The sequence below is a fragment of the Azospirillum endophyticum genome (assembly GCF_016595245.1).
GTDB classification, from domain to species: Bacteria; Pseudomonadota; Alphaproteobacteria; order Azospirillales; family Azospirillaceae; genus Azospirillum; species Azospirillum endophyticum.
In genome coordinates, this window is sequence record NZ_JAENHM010000051.1 from 24964 (window position 1) to 44235 (window position 19272).

The 19272-nt window shown below is 68.3% G+C and carries 18 protein-coding genes; 10 read left to right on the forward strand and 8 right to left on the reverse strand.

Features of this window, described 5'->3' with window-relative positions; all coding sequences use genetic code 11:
• Nucleotides 1–39: 39 nt before the first annotated feature.
• A complete protein-coding gene (locus JHL17_RS16880; protein ID WP_211113447.1) occupies nt 40–1128 on the reverse strand; it encodes a LacI family DNA-binding transcriptional regulator in 1089 nt (362 codons plus the stop codon).
• Between the two features lie 142 nt (nt 1129–1270).
• On the opposite strand from JHL17_RS16880, the gene JHL17_RS16885 reads away from it, so the two are divergent.
• The 5 genes from JHL17_RS16885 to JHL17_RS16905 all read left to right on the forward strand — a co-directional run bounded on the left by JHL17_RS16885 (nt 1271) and on the right by JHL17_RS16905 (nt 7587).
• Nucleotides 1271–2299, forward strand: a complete 1029-nt coding sequence (locus tag JHL17_RS16885) for a TRAP transporter substrate-binding protein (RefSeq protein WP_200194784.1) — start codon at nt 1271–1273, stop codon at nt 2297–2299.
• A 49-nt stretch (nt 2300–2348) separates the two neighbouring features.
• Nucleotides 2349–4244: a TRAP transporter large permease gene (locus tag JHL17_RS16890; protein ID WP_247893604.1), complete on the forward strand. Its 1896-nt coding sequence runs from the start codon at nt 2349–2351 to the stop codon at nt 4242–4244.
• A gap of 45 nt (nt 4245–4289) precedes the next feature.
• The gene (locus JHL17_RS16895; RefSeq protein WP_174469651.1) at nt 4290–4829 is read left to right on the forward strand and encodes a VOC family protein; all 540 of its coding nucleotides are present in this window, start codon (nt 4290–4292) and stop codon (nt 4827–4829) included.
• 176 nt (nt 4830–5005) lie between these two features.
• Nucleotides 5006–6286, forward strand: coding sequence for a ribulose-bisphosphate carboxylase large subunit family protein (locus JHL17_RS16900; RefSeq protein ID WP_200194785.1), 1281 nt, complete (start codon nt 5006–5008; stop codon nt 6284–6286).
• A gap of 5 nt (nt 6287–6291) precedes the next feature.
• Complete coding sequence (locus tag JHL17_RS16905; protein WP_200194786.1) at nt 6292–7587, forward strand: four-carbon acid sugar kinase family protein; 1296 nt, start codon at nt 6292–6294, stop codon at nt 7585–7587.
• A 179-nt stretch (nt 7588–7766) separates the two neighbouring features.
• On the opposite strand, the gene JHL17_RS16910 is transcribed toward JHL17_RS16905, so the two are convergent.
• From JHL17_RS16910 to JHL17_RS16940, 7 genes are all read right to left on the reverse strand, one after another.
• Entirely contained in the window at nt 7767–8114 is a 348-nt protein-coding gene (locus tag JHL17_RS16910) for a Rid family hydrolase (protein ID WP_200194787.1), read from the reverse strand.
• A 30-nt stretch (nt 8115–8144) separates the two neighbouring features.
• Nucleotides 8145–8909 carry a transporter substrate-binding domain-containing protein gene (locus tag JHL17_RS16915; protein ID WP_200194788.1) on the reverse strand — a complete coding sequence of 255 codons (765 nt, stop codon included), beginning with the start codon at nt 8907–8909 and terminating at the stop codon, nt 8145–8147.
• A 135-nt stretch (nt 8910–9044) separates the two neighbouring features.
• Entirely contained in the window at nt 9045–9392 is a 348-nt protein-coding gene (locus JHL17_RS16920) for a Rid family hydrolase (RefSeq protein ID WP_200194790.1), read from the reverse strand.
• Between the two features lie 19 nt (nt 9393–9411).
• Nucleotides 9412–10554: an NAD(P)/FAD-dependent oxidoreductase gene (locus JHL17_RS16925; RefSeq protein ID WP_200194791.1), complete on the reverse strand. Its 1143-nt coding sequence runs from the start codon at nt 10552–10554 to the stop codon at nt 9412–9414.
• Between the two features lie 13 nt (nt 10555–10567).
• Nucleotides 10568–12019, reverse strand: a complete 1452-nt coding sequence (locus JHL17_RS16930) for an FAD/NAD(P)-dependent oxidoreductase (RefSeq protein ID WP_200194792.1) — start codon at nt 12017–12019, stop codon at nt 10568–10570.
• Nucleotides 12016–12330 (reverse strand): (2Fe-2S)-binding protein, encoded by a 315-nt coding sequence (locus JHL17_RS16935; RefSeq protein ID WP_200194793.1) that lies wholly within the window; start codon nt 12328–12330, stop codon nt 12016–12018. Before JHL17_RS16935 ends, JHL17_RS16930 begins: the two co-directional genes overlap by 4 nt.
• Nucleotides 12311–13456, reverse strand: coding sequence for an NAD(P)/FAD-dependent oxidoreductase (locus JHL17_RS16940; RefSeq protein ID WP_200194794.1), 1146 nt, complete (start codon nt 13454–13456; stop codon nt 12311–12313). The genes JHL17_RS16935 and JHL17_RS16940 overlap by 20 nt, the downstream gene beginning before the upstream one ends.
• A gap of 580 nt (nt 13457–14036) precedes the next feature.
• Here JHL17_RS16940 and JHL17_RS16945 point away from each other — a divergent pair.
• From JHL17_RS16945 to JHL17_RS16965, 5 genes are all read left to right on the forward strand, one after another.
• Nucleotides 14037–14981: a LysR family transcriptional regulator gene (locus JHL17_RS16945; protein WP_200194795.1), complete on the forward strand. Its 945-nt coding sequence runs from the start codon at nt 14037–14039 to the stop codon at nt 14979–14981.
• Nucleotides 14982–15248: 267 nt separating this feature from the next.
• Entirely contained in the window at nt 15249–16298 is a 1050-nt protein-coding gene (locus tag JHL17_RS16950; RefSeq protein ID WP_200194796.1) for an ABC transporter substrate-binding protein, read from the forward strand.
• 159 nt (nt 16299–16457) lie between these two features.
• Complete coding sequence (locus tag JHL17_RS16955; protein ID WP_200194797.1) at nt 16458–17543, forward strand: ABC transporter ATP-binding protein; 1086 nt, start codon at nt 16458–16460, stop codon at nt 17541–17543.
• The gene (locus tag JHL17_RS16960) at nt 17540–18475 is read left to right on the forward strand and encodes an ABC transporter permease (protein ID WP_200194799.1); all 936 of its coding nucleotides are present in this window, start codon (nt 17540–17542) and stop codon (nt 18473–18475) included. The genes JHL17_RS16955 and JHL17_RS16960 overlap by 4 nt, the downstream gene beginning before the upstream one ends.
• Entirely contained in the window at nt 18472–19272 is an 801-nt protein-coding gene (locus JHL17_RS16965) for an ABC transporter permease (RefSeq protein ID WP_109049671.1), read from the forward strand. The genes JHL17_RS16960 and JHL17_RS16965 overlap by 4 nt, the downstream gene beginning before the upstream one ends.

Genomic DNA, 19272 nt, shown 5'->3' on the forward strand with positions numbered 1-19272 from the left:
ACTATTCCCGGGATGGGAGAGGGCGCTTGTCGGCCCCCCTCATTCGTCCGGCAGCATGTTCTTCGGCAGGTTCTCGCGGAAGATCACTTCCGCTCTCGGGCTTTCAACGCCCTGCATCGCCGGGCGGCCGGCGCGCAGGTTGGTGAAGATGCCGACGCAGGCCGACAGGGTGTTGCGCGGATCCTGGGTGATCACCGCGTCCAGCGCCCCGTCGATCAGCAGGCCCCTGGTCTCGTTGGTCAGGCCGTGGCCGATGAAGACCATCTCGCGTTCGCGCCGCGTCTCCTTCAGCGCGCGGGCCACCCCCTCCGCCCCGCCGCCGATGTTGTAGACCCCGGCAAGGTCGGGATGCAGGCCCAGCAGCATGCGGGTCTGGCGGTAGCTCTTCCCCTCGTCGTCATGGCCTTCGCGCAGGCCGACCACCTCGATGTCGGGGGCGGTCTCCTTCAGGACATGGAGGAAGCCCATCTCGCGGTCCTCGTGGGCGCGGTAGCTGAGGCTGCCGGCGATCATCGCCACCTTGGCCGGGCGGTGTTTCAAAAAGCGCGCGATCAGGTAGCCGGCGGTGCGGCCGGCCGCGCGGTTGTCCAGCCCGACATAACCAGCGCGCCGGCAGTTCAGGATGTCGGAGATCAGCGTCACGCTCGGCACGTTGCGCTCGGCCAGCGCGTCCACCGCCTCGCGCACCGCCGGATGCTCCAGCGCCATGAAGGCGACGCCGTCGGCGCGGCGGCCGTGCTGGAACAGGCTGCGTGCCAGCAAATCCGGATTGAAGCTCTTGATGAACTCGACCTGCGCCTTGACCCCGTGCGGGGCGAGCGAGGCTTCCGCGCGCCGGATCATCTCGCCCAGTCCGGTCAGAAAGCGGTTGTTGCCGGCAGGCAGCAGGAAGGACAGCCGCATCGGCTTCTGCCCGGCCGCGGCATAGAGGTCGCTGTCGGGCAAATAATCCAGCTCGGCGGCGGCCTTCAGCACCCGCTGCACGGTGGCGGCGCGCACCCCCGGCCGGTTGTTCAGCACGCGGTCGACCGTGGCGGTGGACACGCCCGCCGCCTGGGCGATGTCGGCCACCCGCGGCAGGCCGCGGACAGCTGCGCCGGCTTCCGGATCATCTTTCACAGAAACCATCAAAAACCATCATCTTTGTCGTTTGACACTTGTCGGCGCTGGACATACCGTCCATCCAACAATCATCAATTGACATCAGATCACATCAGAAACGCAAGGCCGGAAACAGCAACGTCGGCCGGAACACATGGGAGGTTTTTCGATGACCAGTCTGACCCGCCGCACGATGCTGAAGGCCATCGCAACCGCGCCGGCGATCGGGGCGGCCGGCGCCGTCATCGGCATGCCGCACATCGCGCGTGCCGCCGAGTTCGATCTGAAATACGGCAACAACCTGCCGCTGAGCCATCCGCTGAACGTCCGCGCCAACGAGGCGGCGGAGCGGATCGCCAAGGAATCCAACGGCAAGGTCCAGGTCAAGATCTTCCCGAACAACCAGCTAGGCGGCGACACCGACATGCTGTCCCAGGTGCGCAGCGGCGGCCTGACCTTCTTCACGCCGTCGGCGCTGGTGATCGCCACGCTGGTCCCGGTCGCCGCGATCAACGCGGTCGGCTTCGCCTTCTCCGACTACGACCAGGTCTGGAAGGCGATGGACGGCAAGCTGGGCGCCCATGTCCGCGAGGCGATCTCCAAGGTCGGGCTCTATGCCTTCGACAAGATGTGGGACAACGGCTTCCGCCAGATGACCAGCGGCGACAAGCCGATCACTTCGGCCGCCGACATGGGCGGGCTGAAGATCCGCGTGCCGGTCAGCCCGCTCAGCATCGCCATGTTCAAGGGTCTCGGCGCCTCGCCGACCAGCCTGCAGTTCAGCGAGGTCTATTCGTCGCTGCAGACCCGCATCGTCGACGCGCAGGAGAACCCGCTGCCGATCATCCAGGTCGCCAAGCTGTTCGAGGTGCAGAAATACTGCTCGCTGTCGAACCACATCTGGGACGGCTTCTGGTTCATCGCCAACGGCCGCGCCTGGAAGGGCCTGCCGGCGGACCTGCAGACCATCGTCGCCAACGCCATCAACGACGCCGGCGTGGCGCAGCGCGGCGACATCAAGGCGCTGAACCAGTCGGTCAAGGCCGACCTGGAATCGAAGGGGCTGACCTTCAACCAGCCGGCGCCCGACAGCTTCCGCGCCAAGCTGCGCGACAGCGGCTTCTACGGCGAATGGAAGGGCCGTTTCGGCGACGAGGCCTGGGGCCTGCTGGAAGAGGCGGTCGGCAAGCTCGCCTGACCGTCGCAGCAGTCCATTCAGGTCCTCTTCCATGAAGGAACATCCCGCCATGTCCCACATGTCCGAGCCGGTCCACGGCTTTGCCGAGGCTCCCGGCGCTCTGGGTGCCGGCGGAGGCTCGCTGCTGCGCAGGATCGACCACGGTCTGTCCGTCGGGGTCGAGGCCGTGGCGGGCCTTCTGGTGCTGGTCGAGATCGTCGTCCTGCTGGCCGGCGTCACCGCCCGCTACCTGTTCCACACCCCGCTGGTGTGGTCGGACGAGCTGGCCTCGATCCTGTTCCTCTGGCTGTCGATGCTGGGCGCCGTGGTGGCGCTGCGCCGGGGCGAGCATATGCGGATGACCGGGCTGGTCAGCCGCGTCGGCCCGCAGGCGCGCAGCCTGCTGGAATGCATCGCCATCACCGCCCCGATCGCCTTCCTGACGCTGGTGCTCTACCACGCCGTCGACTACGCGATGGAGGAGCAGTTCATCACCACCCCGGCGATGGAGGTCTCCAACGCCTGGCGGGCGTCGGCCCTGCCGGTCGGGCTCGGGCTGATGCTGGTGGCGGCGCTGTTCCGGCTGCTGCGGGTCGCCAAGCCTTTGACCGTGCTGGCGGCGGCGCTGGTGACCGGCGCCATCGTCGCCGGCTTCTGGGTTGCCGGGCCGATGCTGAAGCCGCTGGGGCAGTTGAACCTCGTCATCTTCTTCGTCGGGCTGGTCGCCGCCAACGTCTTCGCCGGCGTGCCGATCGCCTTCTCCTTCGCGCTTGCCACCTTCTCCTACCTGGCGCTGACCACCTCGACGCCGCTGCTGGTGATGGTCGGCCGGCTGGACGAGGGGATGAGCCACCTGATCCTGCTGGCAGTGCCGCTGTTCGTCTTCCTGGGCTTGCTGATCGAGATGACCGGCATGGCCCGCGCCATGATCCAGTTCCTCGCCAGCATGCTCGGCCATGTGCGCGGCGGCCTGTCCTATGTGCTGATCGGCGCCATGTATCTGGTGTCGGGCATCTCCGGCTCGAAGATCGCCGACATGGCGGCCATCGCCCCGGTGCTGTTCCCGGAGATGAAGAAGCGCGGCGCCCCTCCGGGCGATCTGGTGGCGCTCTTGTCCGCCACCGGCGCGCAGACCGAGACCATCCCGCCCAGCATCGTGCTGATCACCATCGGCTCGGTCACCGGCGTCTCCATCGCGGCGCTGTTCACCGGCGGCATGCTGCCGGGCGTGGTCCTGGGCGCCTGCCTGTGCTTCGTCGTCTGGCGGCGCTACCGGGCCGAGGATCTGAGCCATGTCGAGCGCACCCCCGGCCGCGAGATCGGACGGCTCGCCATGGTGGCGCTGCCCGCCATCCTGCTGCCCTTCGTCATCCGCGCCGCGGTGGTCGAGGGCATTGCGACGGCGACCGAGGTGTCGACCATCGGCATCGCCTATTCCACCGTCGTCGGGCTGCTGATCTACCGCCAGTTCGACTGGCGCCGGCTGAAGCCGATGCTGATCGAGACGGCGTCGCTGACCGGGGCCATCATCTTCATCGTCGGCTGCGCCACCTCGATGGCCTGGGGCCTGACCCAGTCCGGCTTCTCGTCCGACCTTGCGCGCTTCATGGCCGGCATCCCCGGCGGCGCCTACGGCTTCCTCGCCATCTCCATCGTCGCCTTCATCATCCTGGGCAGCGTCTTGGAGGGCATCCCCGCCATCGTCCTGTTCGGACCGCTGCTGTTCCCCATCGCCCGTGCGGCCGGGGTGCACGAGGTCCACTATGCGATGGTCGTCATCTTCGCCATGGGCATCGGCCTGTTCGCCCCGCCCTTCGGCGTCGGTTACTACGGCGCCTGCGCCATCAGCAAGGTCAATCCCGACGACGGCCTGAAGCACATCTGGGGCTATGTCGGCGCTCTGCTGGTCGGGCTGGTGATCGTCGCCGCCATTCCCTGGATTTCGACCGGCTTCCTGGCGCGCTGACGCCACCGGCTCTCCTCTAATCCCCTCTTATCCGGAGTTCCTTCAATGAGCCGATTCTTCGGCCAGATCCGTCAGGCTGGCTACGTCGTGCGCGATATCGAAGCCGCCATGGATTATTGGAGCCGCACGCTCGGCATCGGTCCCTGGTTCTACAACGAGCGGGTTCCGATCCGGAACTACAGCTACCGCGGCGAATCCTACGAGGTTCACAATTCGGTGGCGCTGGCCAATTCCGGTCCGCTGCAGATGGAGCTGATCCAGACCCGCAACGATGCGCCGTCGATGTACCGCGACTTCCTCCAGGCCGGGAACACCGGGCTGCAGCATGTCGCCTACTGGACCGAGGATTACGACGCCGATCTGGAGCGTCTGCTGGCGCAGGGCTTCAAGCCGGTGATGAGCGGCGAGGTCGGCGAGAAGGGCCGCTTCATCTATTTCGACACCGAATACCATCCCGGCACGGTGATCGAGCTGTCGGAAGTCGCCGGGCCGAAGGGCAAGATGTTCGACCTGATCCGCGAGGCGTCGATGGGCTGGGACGGCAGCGACCCGGTGCGGCCCTTCCCCGATCTGAGCAAGCTGTAAGGGGCGTTTTGCCTCGACCGCAAGGTTAGACCCCCACCTATCCTCCCCCGCCGGGCGGGGGAGGGACTGCCGCCGCTCTCCCACCTAAGCACTTGGTTCCCTCCCCCGCCCAGCGGGGGAGGGTTGGGGTGGGGGCAAGTCGCACCAGTACTTCACGCCATCGCAAGGCCACGCCCATGCACGCCGACCGCATCGAAGCAACCTATCTGATCGAAACCCCCCTCGCCCCGGGCAAGGTGGCCGAGGTGATGGCGGGGGAGCAGTCCTGCGGCACCTTCACCCGCGTCCATGGCGAAACCGACGACCTGCGCGCCCGCGCCCGCGCCATCGTCGAATCGGTGGAGAAGCTGGACGTCGCCGAGACCCCTGCCCTGCCCAACACCTGGCTGGAGCGGCAGCGCAACCCCGGTCCCTGGCAGCGGGCGCGCGTCACCATCTCCTTCCCCACTGCCAACATCGGCGCCAATCTGCCGACGCTGGCGGCGACGGTCGCCGGCAACCTCTACGACCTGGGCGAGGTGACGGGGCTGCGGCTGGAGTCCTTGCGCCTCCCGCAGGCCTACCGCGCGCAGTTCGACCTGCCGCGCCACGGCGTCGCCGGCACGCGGCGGCTGACCGGGGTGACGGACGGGCCGCTGGTCGGCTCGATCATCAAGCCGAATGTCGGGCTGTCGGCCGAAGAGACCGGCGAGCTGGTCGGCACGCTGTGCGCCGCCGGGCTGGACTTCATCAAGGACGACGAGATCTGCGCCGACCCGGCCGACGCGCCGCTGGCCCAGCGCATCCCGGCGGTGATGGACCGGGTGCGCCGCCACCAGGACCGCACCGGCAAGCCTGTGATGGTCGCCTTCAACATCACCGACGAGACCGACGCCATGCGCCGCCACGCCGATCTGGTGGAGCGCGAGGGCGGGTCCTGCATCATGGTCAGCCTGAACTGGTGCGGCTATTCGGCGGTGCAGACGCTGCGCCGGCACAGCGGGCTGGTGCTGCACGGCCACCGCAACGGCTTCGGCGCCTTCTCCCGCCATCCGCTGCTGGGCATCGGCTTTGACGCCTATCAGGCGCTGTGGCGGCTGGCCGGGGTGGACCACATGCATGTCCACGGGCTGAACGGCAAGTTCGCCCAGCCCGACGACGAGGTGATCGACGGGGCGCGGGCCTGTCTGGCGCCGCTGGCAGAGGATGCGCCGGATAGGAGCGACGCCGTGATGCCGGCCTTCTCCTCCGGGCAATGGGCCGGCACGGTGCCGGTCACCTGGGAGGCGGTGGGGACCGCCGATCTGATGTTCATGTCCGGCGGCGGCATCATGGCCCACCCCGACGGACCGGCGGCCGGCGTGCTGAGCATCCGGCAGGCCTGGGACGCGGTGCGGGCCGGGCGCACGCTGGATGACGCGGCGAGGGACCTGCCGGAGCTGCGGCGGTCGCTCGACTTCTTCGGCAAGAAGGGCTGAAGGCGATGGCGGCGACTCCCCGACTGGGCTGGTACGGCGACGACTTCACCGGGGCGACCGACACGCTGGCCGCCTTGGCGAAGGCCGGGCAGCGGGCGCTGCTGTTCCTCGACGTGCCGGACGTCGCCCGGTTGGGGGAAGCCGGACCACTCGATGCGGTCGGCATCGCCGGGGCGGCGCGCAGCATGGCGCCCGACGCCATGCGGGCGGAGCTGGAACCGGTCGGCCGCTTCTTCGCGGCGCTCGGCGTGGCGGTGATGCATTACAAATGCTGCTCCACCTTCGACAGCGCGCCCGGCGTCGGCAGCATCGGGGAAGCGGTGCGGACATTGGCTCCGCATTTCCGCAACCGCTTCCGCCCGGTGGTGGGCGGGCAGCCGAACATCGGGCGCTATTGCCTGTTCAGCACACTGTTCGCCGCAGCCGGCACCGGCGGCGCGGTCCATCGCATCGACCGCCACCCGACGATGAGCGTCCATCCCGTCACCCCGATGGCGGAAGCCGACCTGCGCCGGCACCTCGCCGCACAGGGGCTGGAGGGAATGGCGGCGCTGCATTTCCCGGATTACGGGCTGGACGGCGATGTGCTGGACGGGCAGCTGGAGCGGCTTTTGGCGGACGGGCCGTCGGCGCTGCTGCTGGATGTGGCGCGTGCCGAAGATCTCGCCACCGTCGGACGGTTGATTTGGGAGCGGGCCGGGCGCGAGCCGTTGCTGGCGGTCGGGCCGAGCAGCGTGGCCCAGGCGCTGGTCGCGCATTGGAACGCCGGCTCTGCCACGGCGGATGAGGTGGCGCTGGCGGCCGCGGACTCGCCGGTGTTCCTGATGGCGGGCAGCCTGTCGCCGGTGACGCGGCGGCAGATCGAGGCGGCGGCGTCCTACACCCGCATCCAGGCCGATGCGGCGGCGCTGTGCGGCGATCCCGGCTATGCGGAAACGCTGTTGGGCGAAGTGGCGGCCTCGCTGGCGGCCGGGCGCCACACGCTGGTCTGGACGGCACCGGCCGACGCCGGAACGGCAGACACCGCCCAGGCCGGGCGGGTCGCGGCGGCGACGGCGGATTTCGTCGCGGCGATGCTGCGGCGGGTGGCTTTGCGCCGGGTCGGGATCGCCGGCGGCGACACCTCCAGCCTCGCGGTGCGAGCGCTGGGGTGCTGGGGCTTGTCCTACCGCTGCACGCTGGCGCCGGGCGTCACCGTCAGCCGCACCCATGCCGACGATCCGGCGGTCGATGGGCTGGAGCTGATGCTGAAGGGCGGGCAGATGGGCGGCGAGGATCTGTTCGAACGCTTGCTGGGGTGAAGCCCTCTCCCGCCCCGGGAGAGGGAGGGGACCCACGCCGCAGGCGTGGGGAGGGTGAGGGGCGATCCGGACATGGATCCCCTTATCCTTGGATGACCCCTCACCCTTCCCAAGCTTTGCTTGGGCCCCTTCCCTCTCCCGGGGCGGGAGAGGGAGAGTTTTAAGCGTCACATCACGGATCACACCGCGGCGGTGACGACCACTTCGATCAGGATTTCCGGCTTGCCGAGATCGGCGACGCCGATGGTGGCGCGGGCCGGCAGGTCGTTGCCGTCCAGCCAGGACAGCCACGCGTCGTTCATCTCGTCCTTCAGGCCCATGTTGGTGATGAAGAGCTGAGCGGACAGCAGCTTGGTCTTGTCGCTGCCGGCCAGCGCCAGCACCTGGTCGAGCTTGCCGCAGATCTGCGTGACCTGGCCGCCCATGCCGACGCCGACGTCGTCGGCGATGATGCCGCCGAGATAGGCCGTGCCGTTGTTGACGACGACGCGGTGCATGATCTTGGTCTTCTCGATGCGCTTGATCACGGGGAACTGCTCCTTGGTTTTTGAAAGAACTCAGGGGGTGATGGAGAAATCGACGTAGCGGGCGGCGATGCGGGCCAGCGTGCCGTCCTGCACGACGGCGCGGATCGCCTCGTCGAAGGACTGCTTCAGGCTTGTGTCCTCCTTGCGCAGCCCGACGCCGATGCCGGGGCCGAACACCTCGGCGTCGATCACCGGCTGGCCGACCAGCTTGACCGACTTGCCGCCGTCGCCCTTCACCCAGTCGGACGCGGTGGCACCGGTGGTGATGGCGGCGTCGATCCGCCCGGCCTTCAGGTCGGCCAGCAGGTTGGAGGCGGTGTCGTAGGTCTTCAGCGTCGCATCGCTGCCGAGATGCTTCTCGACATAGCGGGAATGGGTGGTGGAGACCTGGGCGCCGATGGTCTTGCCGCGCAGGCTGGCCGGCGAGCCGTCGATGGCGGAGCTGGCCGGCGCCACGAAATAGGCCGGCACCACCATGTAGGGGGTGGAGAAGCCGATGGCCTTCGCCCGCTCCGGCGTGATGTTCATCGTCGCCATGATGGCGTCGTACTTCTTCGCCAGCAGACCCGGAATGATGCCGTCCCAGTCCTGCGCCACGACGGTGCAGGGACGCTTCATCCGCTCGCACAAGGCGTTGGCGAGATCGACCTCCAGCCCCGCCACCTTGCCGTCGGGCTGGGTGAAGTTGAAGGGCGGATAGGCGCCTTCGGTGGCGATGCGGATCTCCTGCGCAGCGGCGACGCCGCCGGACGCAAGCAAGAGGAGGGCGGCAACGCCCGTGACGAGGCGCTTCATGGCAGACTCCGGAAATGGCGAAGAAGGTTCAGAGTCTGTTCGGTGCTTCTGTAAGCACCGAACAGACTCTTAGCTTTTGGTTTTCCGTGTGATTCACGCTTCAAGCGATTCCGCTTGAACCGATCACACTCTAAGTCAGAGCCCCGCGACGACCACGATCTCGACCAGGACCGACGGGTCGGCCAGGCGGGCCTCGACCGTCGCGCGGGCGGGCGGGTTGGCCTTGTCGACCCAGGCGTCCCAGGCGGCGTTCATCTCGGGGAAGGTGGCGATGTCGGCGAGATAGACCGTGGCGGTCAGGATGCCGCTCTTGGACGTGCCGGCCTCGGCCAGCAGGGTGTCGATCTGGCGCAGCACGTCGCGCGTCTGCGCCTCGACCGTGGTGGAGCCATCGTCGACGATCTGGCCGGCGAGATAGACGGTGTCCTTGTGGATGACCATGTCGCAGAGGCGCGGGGTCAGGTGGAAGCGCTGGATGGTCACGGGTCGATGCTCCAAAGGGTCAGGCGGCGAAGCGGCCGACATGGAAGGGGGCGATGGGCAGGTCGGTGGACCCGCCCGTGATCAGGTCGGCGGTGATGCGCCCGACAATAGGGCCAAGCTGGAAGCCGTGCGCGGAGAAACCGAAGGAATGGTAGAGGTCCGGCTCGGTGCCGCTGGGGCCGATCACCGGGATCTGGTCCGGCATCCGCGCCTCGATCCCCGCCCAGGAGCGGACGATGGTGGCGCCGCGCATGCACGGGAACAAGTCCCACACCGTGCGGGCGTTCACCGACACCTGCGAGAAGTCCAGCTCCGTCCGGTTCTCGTCGCGCACCGCCCGGCCGAGCAGACCGCCGCCGATCAGCACGGTGCCGTTGGGGAACTGCTTGAAGGACAGGGTGCGGCCGGTGGCGCCGACCACCGGCTTGATGAAGGGGGCGACGCGGGCGGTGATCATCAGCATGGGTGCTATGACCTCCAGCGGCACCGGCTCCCCCACCTGCGCCGCGATGCGGTCGGCCCAGGCGCCGGCGGCGTTCACCACCACCGGGGCCTCGAAGCGGGCTCCATCGGCGGTCTCGACGGTCCACAGGCCGCCCTGGCGGGACAGCCTCGTCACCGCGCCGCCTTCCTGAAAGCGGGTGCCGAGCGCGATGGCCTTGCGGCGGAAGGCGAAGGTGGTGCGGAAGGGGATCGCCGCCCCGTCGCCGCGCGACACCAGGGCGCCGACGCAATGGTCGGCGATGGCCGGCACCAGCGACCGCAGCTCGTCCCGTCCGACCACCTCCTCATGGGTGAAGCCCAGCGCGTTCAGCTCGGCGACGCGGGCGTGCGAGGTGGCCAACTCGGCCTCGGACTCCGCCACCTTGATCTGGCCGTGGCTTTCGAAGCCGCAATCATCGTCCACCAGATCCTGGATGCGGTGCCACAGCGCCATCGAGGCGACGGAGAGCGGCACCTCGGCGACATGGCGGCCGAGCTGGCGCACCCCGCCCGCATTGACGCCGGAGGCGTGGCGGGCGACATGGTCCTTCTCCAGAACCAGGACGCGGACGCCGCGCATCGACAGGTGCAGCGCGGCGGAGCAGCCGTGCAGGCCGCCGCCGATGACGATGACGTCGGGGCAAAGGGAGGCCGGTTTGAAGGAGGCGGTCGCGGTCATCGGGCGCCTGCGGTCAGTGCTTGAAGACGGCGTCGATGTCGGCGTCGGTCTTCGGCAAAGCGGCCAGCTCGGCCAGCGTGATCGGCTTCACCGGCGGGCGCAGCCGGTAATAACCGACCTCCGCCGGGGAGACGCCGCGCTCCACCGCGATGACCTCGGTCACCGTCGGGCCGCAGAGCCGGCCCTGGCAGGGACCCATGCCGCAGCGCAGGAAGCTCTTGGCCTGGTTGGGGCCGGAGCAGCCCATCCGCACCGCCTCGCGCACCGCGCCGGCGGTGATCTCCTCGCAGCGGCAGACGATGGTGTCGTCGGCCGGCACGCGGAAGGCTTCCGCTGGGGTGTAGAGCGTGTCGAGGAAGGCGCGGCCGGTCAGCGCGCGGTCGAGCGCGGCGCGGAACGGAACGGCGGCCTGATCGCGCTGCTCGCGCCCGATGCGGCCCAGCCGGTGCAGGGCGTCGAGGGCGGCCAGGCGGCCGGCCTCCTCCGCCGCGCGGGCGCCGCCGATGCCGGCGCCGTCGCCGGCCAGCGACACGCCCTCGACCGAGGTGGCGCCCCACGCGTCGGTGGTCGGGCGCCAGCAGCGCTGCTGCTCGTCCCAGCGCTGGGCGCAGCCGGTGGCGTTGGCGAGGTTCAGGTTGGGGATGACGCCCTGATGGAGCAGGAGCGTATCGGCGGGCAGCCGGTGCTCGGCGCCATTGCGGGTGTAGACGACGCTCTTCAAGGCGCTATCCCCCCCGATGGCACCTTCCGCGCGCAGCGCGGTGACGTTGCCGATGACGGTCAGCTTGCGCCGCACGTCGAGCATCAGCTTCATGCCCTTGCCGAGATAGGGCGAGCGCAGGAAACCGGGCAGCAGCGGCAGGGCGGCGCGCCAGTTCTGTTTCGGCGTGGTGTCGAGGATGGCGTCGATCCGCGCGCCGGCCTGGAGATACTGCCAGGCGAGCAGCCAAAGCAGCGGGCCGCTGCCCGCCATCACCGTGGCGCCCGACGGCACGAGGCCGGAGGTCTTCAGCAGGACCTGCGCCGCACCGGCGCCCAGCACGCCCGGCAGGGTCCAGCCGGGGATCGGGAAGGGCCGTTCCAGGGCGCCGGTGGCCAGGATGACGTGGCGCACGGTCAGCATCGCCGCGGCACCGTTGCGCGACAGGCCGATTTGGAGGGGGCGGTGTCCGTCGGCCGCATCTTCGCGCGGGCGGGCGACGCTCCACACCGTGGTACCCGGCCAGTGGGCGGCACCGCTGTCGCGCAGCGGCCCCATCAGCTCGGCGCCGTGCCAATAGTCGGGACCCAGCACCTTGCGGTCGCGCACCGGCGTCTCGGTGACGGCACGGTAGATCTGGCCGCCCGGTTCCGCCTGTTCGTCGAGCAGGACGACCGAGGCGCCCTTCGACGCGGCCAGCGCGGCGGCGGCGAGGCCGGCCGGACCGGCACCGACGACGGCGATTTCGAAATCGAACTTGCTCATCGCTCCACCTCGCGCTTGCCGTTCTGGGTTTCCACCGCCATGCCGGGAGACACCCGCACCTGACAGCCCTGGCGGTTGCCGGTGCCGTCGATGGTGACGAGGCAGTCGAAACAGATGCCCATCATGCAGTAGGGGCCGCGCGCCGCGCCGCTGACGGGGGTGTTGCGGCAGGCGGTGACGCCATTCGCCAGCAAGGCGGCGGCGACGCTGTCGCCGGCCCGCGCCTTGGCCGGACGGCCGTCGATGGTGAAGGCGACCGCTTCGGCAGCGGCGTTGAGTGCGGTTTCGATCTCAGGCAGCCTGCGGAACATGGAACCTCCGGGCGCTGAAGGGCGTAAAGCGGTCGCCGAGGCCGCCGGCCGCGATCAGCGGCGCCAGCGTCAGCGCATGGTTGGCGGCAAGAGTGACGCCGCTGTGGCAGGTGGCGACGAAGGCGCCGGGCGCCGTCTTCGATTCCTCGTAGATCGGGAAGCCGTCCGGCGTCAGCACGCGCAACGCCGCCCAGCTCCGCACCACGTTCAGCTTGCCCAGCAACGGGAAGAAGCGGATAGCGCGCTCGGCGATGGCCGACGACACGCCGGGCTGCAGCGTGGTGTCGAAGCCGGCCTCCTCGAAGCTGTCGCCGATCATCACCCCACCCTCGTCGGTCTGGCGGATGTAGACGGTGGGATGGTGCAGGAAAGGGGCGGTCTTCTCGGTGACGATGACATGGCCGCGCTGCGGGCGGACGGGAGCCGACAGCCCGACCATCGGCGCCAGCCGGGCGCCGTCATGGCCGGCGGCGATCACGACCTTGCCGGCGCGGATTTCGCCGCCGGCCCCATTGCCTGCTATCGCCATGCGGAAGCCGCCGTCGCGATGCTCGATCCGCTCCACCCGATGGTTGGGGCGGTAGTCGACGCCCAGCATGCCGATGCCCTTGTGCAGGGTGCGCAGCAGCCGCAGCGAGTTGCAATGGCCGTCCAGCGGGCAGTAGGTGCCGCCGACCACCTCGGGCCCGATGAAGGGCAACTCCTTGCGCAGGGTCTCGCGGTCCATCACCTCGTAAGGGTAGGGGATCATGTCCGGCTGGTTGTGCAGGCGCATCATGGCATTGGCGCGGGCCTGCAGATCCTCTTCCGACAGCATCGGCATGAAGCCGCCGGGGCGGCGATAGGCGACGTCCAGACCGGTCTGCTGGTACAGCAGGTCGGCGAAACCGCCCCAGTCGTCGGAGGATTTCTTGGTCCAGCCGGCATAATCCGACATGCCCAAACCCTTGCCCTGGACCCAGACCAGGGCAAAGTTGCCGCGCGACGGGCGCACGGCGATGTCGCCCTCGTCCAGCATCGCGACCGTCTGGCCCGACCGGGCGAGGCCCCAGGCCAGCGCCGATCCGACCAGCCCGCCGCCGATCACGGCGACGTCGTATTCTCCGCCCCGCCTGGGCTGCGTCATCGTCTCCACTCCCGCTGCCGGAACCGCACGCTCCGTGCGCGCCGGCCGCCGCCGTTATCGTGAGGCGTGTATTCCGGCATCCGACACCCGTATACATTGTCGAATATTTGCCGATGCACGTCATATCTTTGAAAGCGCGCCGGATCTGCCGGCGTTACACATGGATGTATTGCAAACTGCGGTGTTTTCTTTGCCAAGCATCACGGGATTTCATCCGGCGACACCCGACCATTCCGTGATCCTTGCGACAGCATCGGCAGCCAACCTATAACTGTCAAATCAGATCGAAGGGGTGTTTCATGACTGAATGTTATGATTCGGGTGGGGGTGGTCGGTTTGGGAGAGGCATCTTAGGCGGTCATCCCGGAGATCTCCCTCTCCCCCCCGCTCACGCGCAAACTTCGTTTGCGCTGACGCGACAGGCGGACCCTTGGTCCGCCGAAAGCGGGGAGAGGGGCGGGGTGAGGGGGAGGCATGGCGTGGCTATCCAGAGAATCCTCGCTGTGCGTCCCCCTCACCCTAACCCTCTCCCCGGGGGGGAGAGGGGATTACGGCCGATCTGGGCCATGGGGCGGGCGCCATGATCAATCCGCGCCAGATCGAGGCCTTCCGCGCCGTGATGCTGACCGGCGGCATCACGGCGGCGGCGGAGTTGCTGAACATCTCGCAGCCGGCGGTCAGCCGCCTGATCGGCGACCTGCAATATGCGCTGAAGCTGACCCTGTTCGAACGGCGCGGCCCCCGCATCGCGCCGACCAGCGAGGCGATCTCGCTCTATCAGGTGGTCGACCGTGCCTTCGTCGGGCTGGAGCTGATCGAACAGACGGCGCGCGACCTGACCTCGCGGCGCAGCGGCACCTTGCGGGTGGCGGCGATGCCGGCGCTGGGGGTGGGGTTCCTGCCGCGCTACGTCGCGCGTTTCCTCGGCGAACGGCCGCGGGTGGACATCGCCCTGCGTGGCAGCACCTCGCCGATCATCCTGGACTGGGTGGCGACCGGCCAGTGCGAGCTGGGATTCGCCCACACGCCGATCGACCATGCGGCGGTGCTGACCGAGAAGATCCACGGGCTTCCCGCCGTCGCCATCCTGCCGCCGGGCCATCCGCTGGCGGCAAAGGACGTGCTGGTCCCGAAGGATTTCGAGGGGGAGAGCTTCATCTCCACCACCCCGCCGACCCTGCTGCGCTACCGCATCGACACCATCTTCGCCGACCATGACGTGACGCGGGTGATGCGGGTGGAAACCCAGCTGACCATGAACGCCTGCGCCATGGTGGCGGCCGGCCACGGCATGTCGATCGTCGATCCCTTCACCGCGCAGGACTATGTCCCGCACGGGCTGGTCGTCCGCCCGTTCGAACCGCGCATCGGCTTCGACATCGCCATCCTGCGCTCCGCCCAGGTGCCGCTGTCGATGATCGCCGAGGATTTCCTCGCCGGCTTCCTGGAGGAGGCGACACGCTTCCGAGACAATTTTTTCGGCACCGCAAATGGCGGCGGACTCGTTCGTAGCACGGAATTATAACATTAGCGGATGAATGGTGGCGGGAATTCGATTTGACGGTTATGTGACTGCGCCATCACCCTTGATCCATGTCCTGGCTGCCAACCTTCAGGAAGAACAGCCCGCAAAAGGGCGGCCGGCAAGGTGACGGACGGTAATAGCGGCGATCCGGACCCGTGTTCGAGACGCGGTCCGAAGATCAGCCCCAGATGAACATACAGGCCGTAAACAGGGACCCGATCAACAGGGCCCTGCCAACAGGGATCAAGGCTCTAGAGGAGAATGACGATGCGCTCCGTGATGTGCGGGTTGATGGCGACGGCAGCCCTGTGGTGCGGCATGGCCGCGGTCCAGACGGCCCAGGCCCAGGAAAAGACGCTCTATGTCGCCGCCTATGGCGGCTCCTTCGAGCAGACCATGCGCAAGGACATCATCCCGGCCTTCGAGAAGGCGAACGGGGTGAAGGTCGAGTATGTCGCCGGCAATTCCACCGACAACCTCGCCAAGCTGCAGGCCCAGCGGGGCAACCAGCAGATCGACGTCGTCATCCTCGACGACGGCCCGATGTACCAGGCGGTGGCGCTGAATTTCTGCGCCGACCTGGAGAAGGCGCCGGTCTACGACCAGCTCTATGATCTGGCGAAGATGCCGTCGGGCAAGGCGATCAACTTCGGCGCCGTCGGCACCGGCATCCTCTACAACAAGGCCTATTTTGACGAGAACAAGATCCCGGCCCCGACTTCGTGGAAGGACATCGAGGATCCGCGCTTCAAGAAGAAGCTGGCGATCCCGCCGATCAACAACAGCTACGGCCTGCACGCGCTGGTGATGATGGCCCGGCTGAACGGCGGCGGCGAGACCAACATCGAGCCGGGCTTCAAGGAGTTCAAGGACAAGATCAACCCGAACGTGCTGGCCTACGAGCCGTCGCCGGGCAAGATGACCGAGCTGTTCCAGAGCAACCAGGCCGTCATCGCCGTCTGGGGGTCTGGCCGGGCCAAGGCGCTGGCCGACACCGGCTTCCCCGCCACCTTCGTCTATCCCAAGGAAGGCGGCATCGTGCTGGGTTCCGCCGCCTGCCAGGTCGCCGGCAGCAAGAATGCCCCGGAGGCGCAGAAGTTCATCCAGCACATGCTGGGGGTCGAGGCGCAGACCGCGCTGGCCGTCAGCGCCGGCTTCGGCCCGGTGAACAAGACGGTCGAACTGCCCGCCGAGAAGCAGGTCGGCATCCCCTACGGTCCGGAACAGGTCGGCAAGCTGCTGGTGGTGGATTGGGACACCATCAACAAGAACCGCGAAGTGTGGAACAAGCGCTGGACCCGCGAGATCGAGCGCTGAGGAAGTAAATGCCCTCTCCCGTCCCGGGAGAGGGAGGGGACCCACGACGTGGGGAGGGTGAGGGGCTTTCCGGACATGGATTTCTGATCCTTGCACCACCCCTCACCCTTCCCTCTCCCGGGGCGGGAGAGGGAGTTTAAGGGAAAGGGAGACGACGGCATGGCTTATCTGGTTCTCGACCAACTGACCAAGCGCTTCGGAAACTGGACGGCGGTCGACAACGTCTCGCTGACCGTCGAGAAGGGCGAGCTGATTTCGCTGCTGGGGCCGTCGGGCTGCGGCAAGACCACCACCTTGCAGATGATCGCCGGCTTCCTCGACGCCGACGGCGGCCGGGTGATGCTGGACGGCCAGGATTTGCTGGCGAAGAAGCCGAACGAGCGCGGGCTCGGCATCGTCTTCCAGAGCTATGCCCTGTTCCCGCACATGACGGCGGCGGAGAACGTCGCCTTCGGTCTGGAAATGCGCAAGATCGCCCGCGCCGACCGCGACCGCATGGTCGCCGATGCGCTGAAGCTGGTCGGGCTGGAGCAGTATGGCGACCGCCACCCCCGCCGGATGTCGGGCGGCCAGCAGCAGCGCGTGGCGCTGGCGCGCGCGCTGGTGATCAAGCCGAGCCTGCTGCTGCTGGACGAGCCGCTGTCGAACCTGGACGCCAAGATGCGCGAGGAGATGCAGATCGAGCTGCGCCGCATCCAGCGCACCGTCGGCACCACCATGATCCTGGTCACCCACGACCAGTCGGAGGCGATGGCGCTGTCCGACCGCGTGGTGGTGATGAACAAGGGCCGCATCCAGCAGGTCGCCACCCCGCAGGAGGCCTACGACCACCCGGCCAACGCCTTCGTCGCCAATTTCCTGGGCCGCACCAATCTGCTGCCGGGCATGGTGGGCAGCGGTGCGGCGGGGACGGTCATCACCGTGGCGGACAGCGTCTGGCCGGTGGCGCAGCCGATGGCGGCGGGGCCGGGGGCGCTGGCCGTGCGGCCGGAGAAGATCGGCTTCGTCGATGCCGGGGGCCCGGGTGGAGGTCTGAGCGGCACCGTGCTCGCCCGCGTCTTCCAGGGCACGCAGTGGCTGTTCGAGATCGAGACCGCCGCCGGCCGGCTGATGGTGATCCGCCAGCATGACGGCTCGCCCCTGCCGGCGGAGCGCGAGCGGGTGATGGTCGGCTGGCGGGCCGAGGACATGGCGGTGATGCCCGCCGACCCGGAGGCCACTTCTCTGTCCCGGGAGGCGGCATGAGCATGGCGGCCTCCACCGATACCCAAGTGCAGGCGTCCGCCGCACCCTCTGCCGCCGCACCGCCGCCACGCAGGCCGCGCCGCCGGCACTGGGCGCCCTATCTGCTGAGCGCGCCGGGACTGGCCCTGTTCGCAGTGCTGCTGCTGGTGCCGCTGGCGATGACCTTCCTGTTGTCGCTGAACAGCTTCAGCTTCTATGGCGGCATCGAGAATGTCTGGCAGCTCGGCAACTACACCGACATCATCGCCGACAGCTATTTCCACGAGGTCTTCCTGCGCACCTTCCGCATCGCCGCGGTGGTGACGCTGCTGTGTGCGGTGTTCGGCGCGCCGGAGGCCTACATCCTGCGCCGGATGAAGTCGCCGTGGCGCGGGCTTTGCCTGCTGATCGTGCTGGGGCCGCTGCTGATCTCGGTGGTGTCGCGCACGCTGGGCTGGGCACTGCTGTTCGGCTCGACCGGGCTGGTCAACCAGGGGCTGATGGCGCTGGGTCTGATCGCGACGCCCATCGAGTTCATGTACACCGAGACCGGCGTCATCATCGCGCTGACCCATGTGCTGGTGCCCTTCATGGTGCTGTCGGTGTGGGCCTCGCTCCAGCGGCTCGACCCGCAGGTGGAGAATGCGGCGCTGTCGCTGGGCGCCGGGCCGCTGACGGTGATGCGCCGGGTGGTGCTGCCGCAGATCGTGCCGGGCATCCTGTCGGGGTCGATCATCGTCTTCGCGCTGGCGGCCAGCGCCTTCGCCACCCCGGCGATCATCGGCGGACGGCGGCTGAAGGTGGCGGCGACGCTCGCCTATGACGAGTTCCTGAACACGCTGAACTGGCCGTTGGGCGCCACGGTGGCGGTGCTGCTGCTGATCGCCAACGTCGTCATCATCGTCGGCTGCAACCGGCTGGTCGAACGTCGCTACAAACAGGTGTTCGAATGAACCGCAACGGCCCGATCGCGCTGATCTTCCACGTCCTGTTCTTAGGCTTCCTGCTGGCGCCGATCCTGATCGTCTGCGCGGTCGCCTTCACCTCGCAGGGCTATCTGTCGCTGCCGACCGAGGGGCTGTCGCTGCGCTGGTTCCGCGCCATCGGCGACAATCCGGAATTCATCCGCGCCTTCAAGGACAGCCTGCTGCTAGGGGCGGTGTCGTCGACCCTGGCGATCCTGGTGGCGGTGCCGGCGGCGCTGGCCATCGCGCGCCACCAGTTCTTCGGGCGCGAGGCGATCCAGGCGCTGTTCCTGTCGCCGCTGATGGTGCCGCACATCGTGCTGGGCATCGCCTTCCTGCGCTTCTTCACCATGATCGGGCTGGGCGGCACCTTCGCCGGGCTGGTGCTGAGCCACGTCATCATCATCCTGCCCTTCGCGCTGCGGCTGATCCTGGCGGCATCCACCGGCATGGACCGCGCGGTGGAGAATGCCGCCGCGTCGCTGGGCGCCTCGTCCTGGACCTGCTTCCGCCGGGTGACGCTGCCGCTGATCCTGCCGGGCGTGGCGAGCGGCTGGGTGCTGGCCTTCATCAACAGCTTCGACGAGGTGACGATGACCGTCTTCATCGCCTCGCCGGAGACCACCACCCTTCCCGTCCGCCTGTTCCTCTACATCCAGGACAACATCGACCCGCTGGTCGCCGCGGTGTCGGCGGTGCTGATCTTCCTGACGGTGGCCGCCATGCTGGTGCTCGACCGCGTCTATGGGCTGGAACGGCTGCTGGTCGGCAAGGGCCGCGACTGA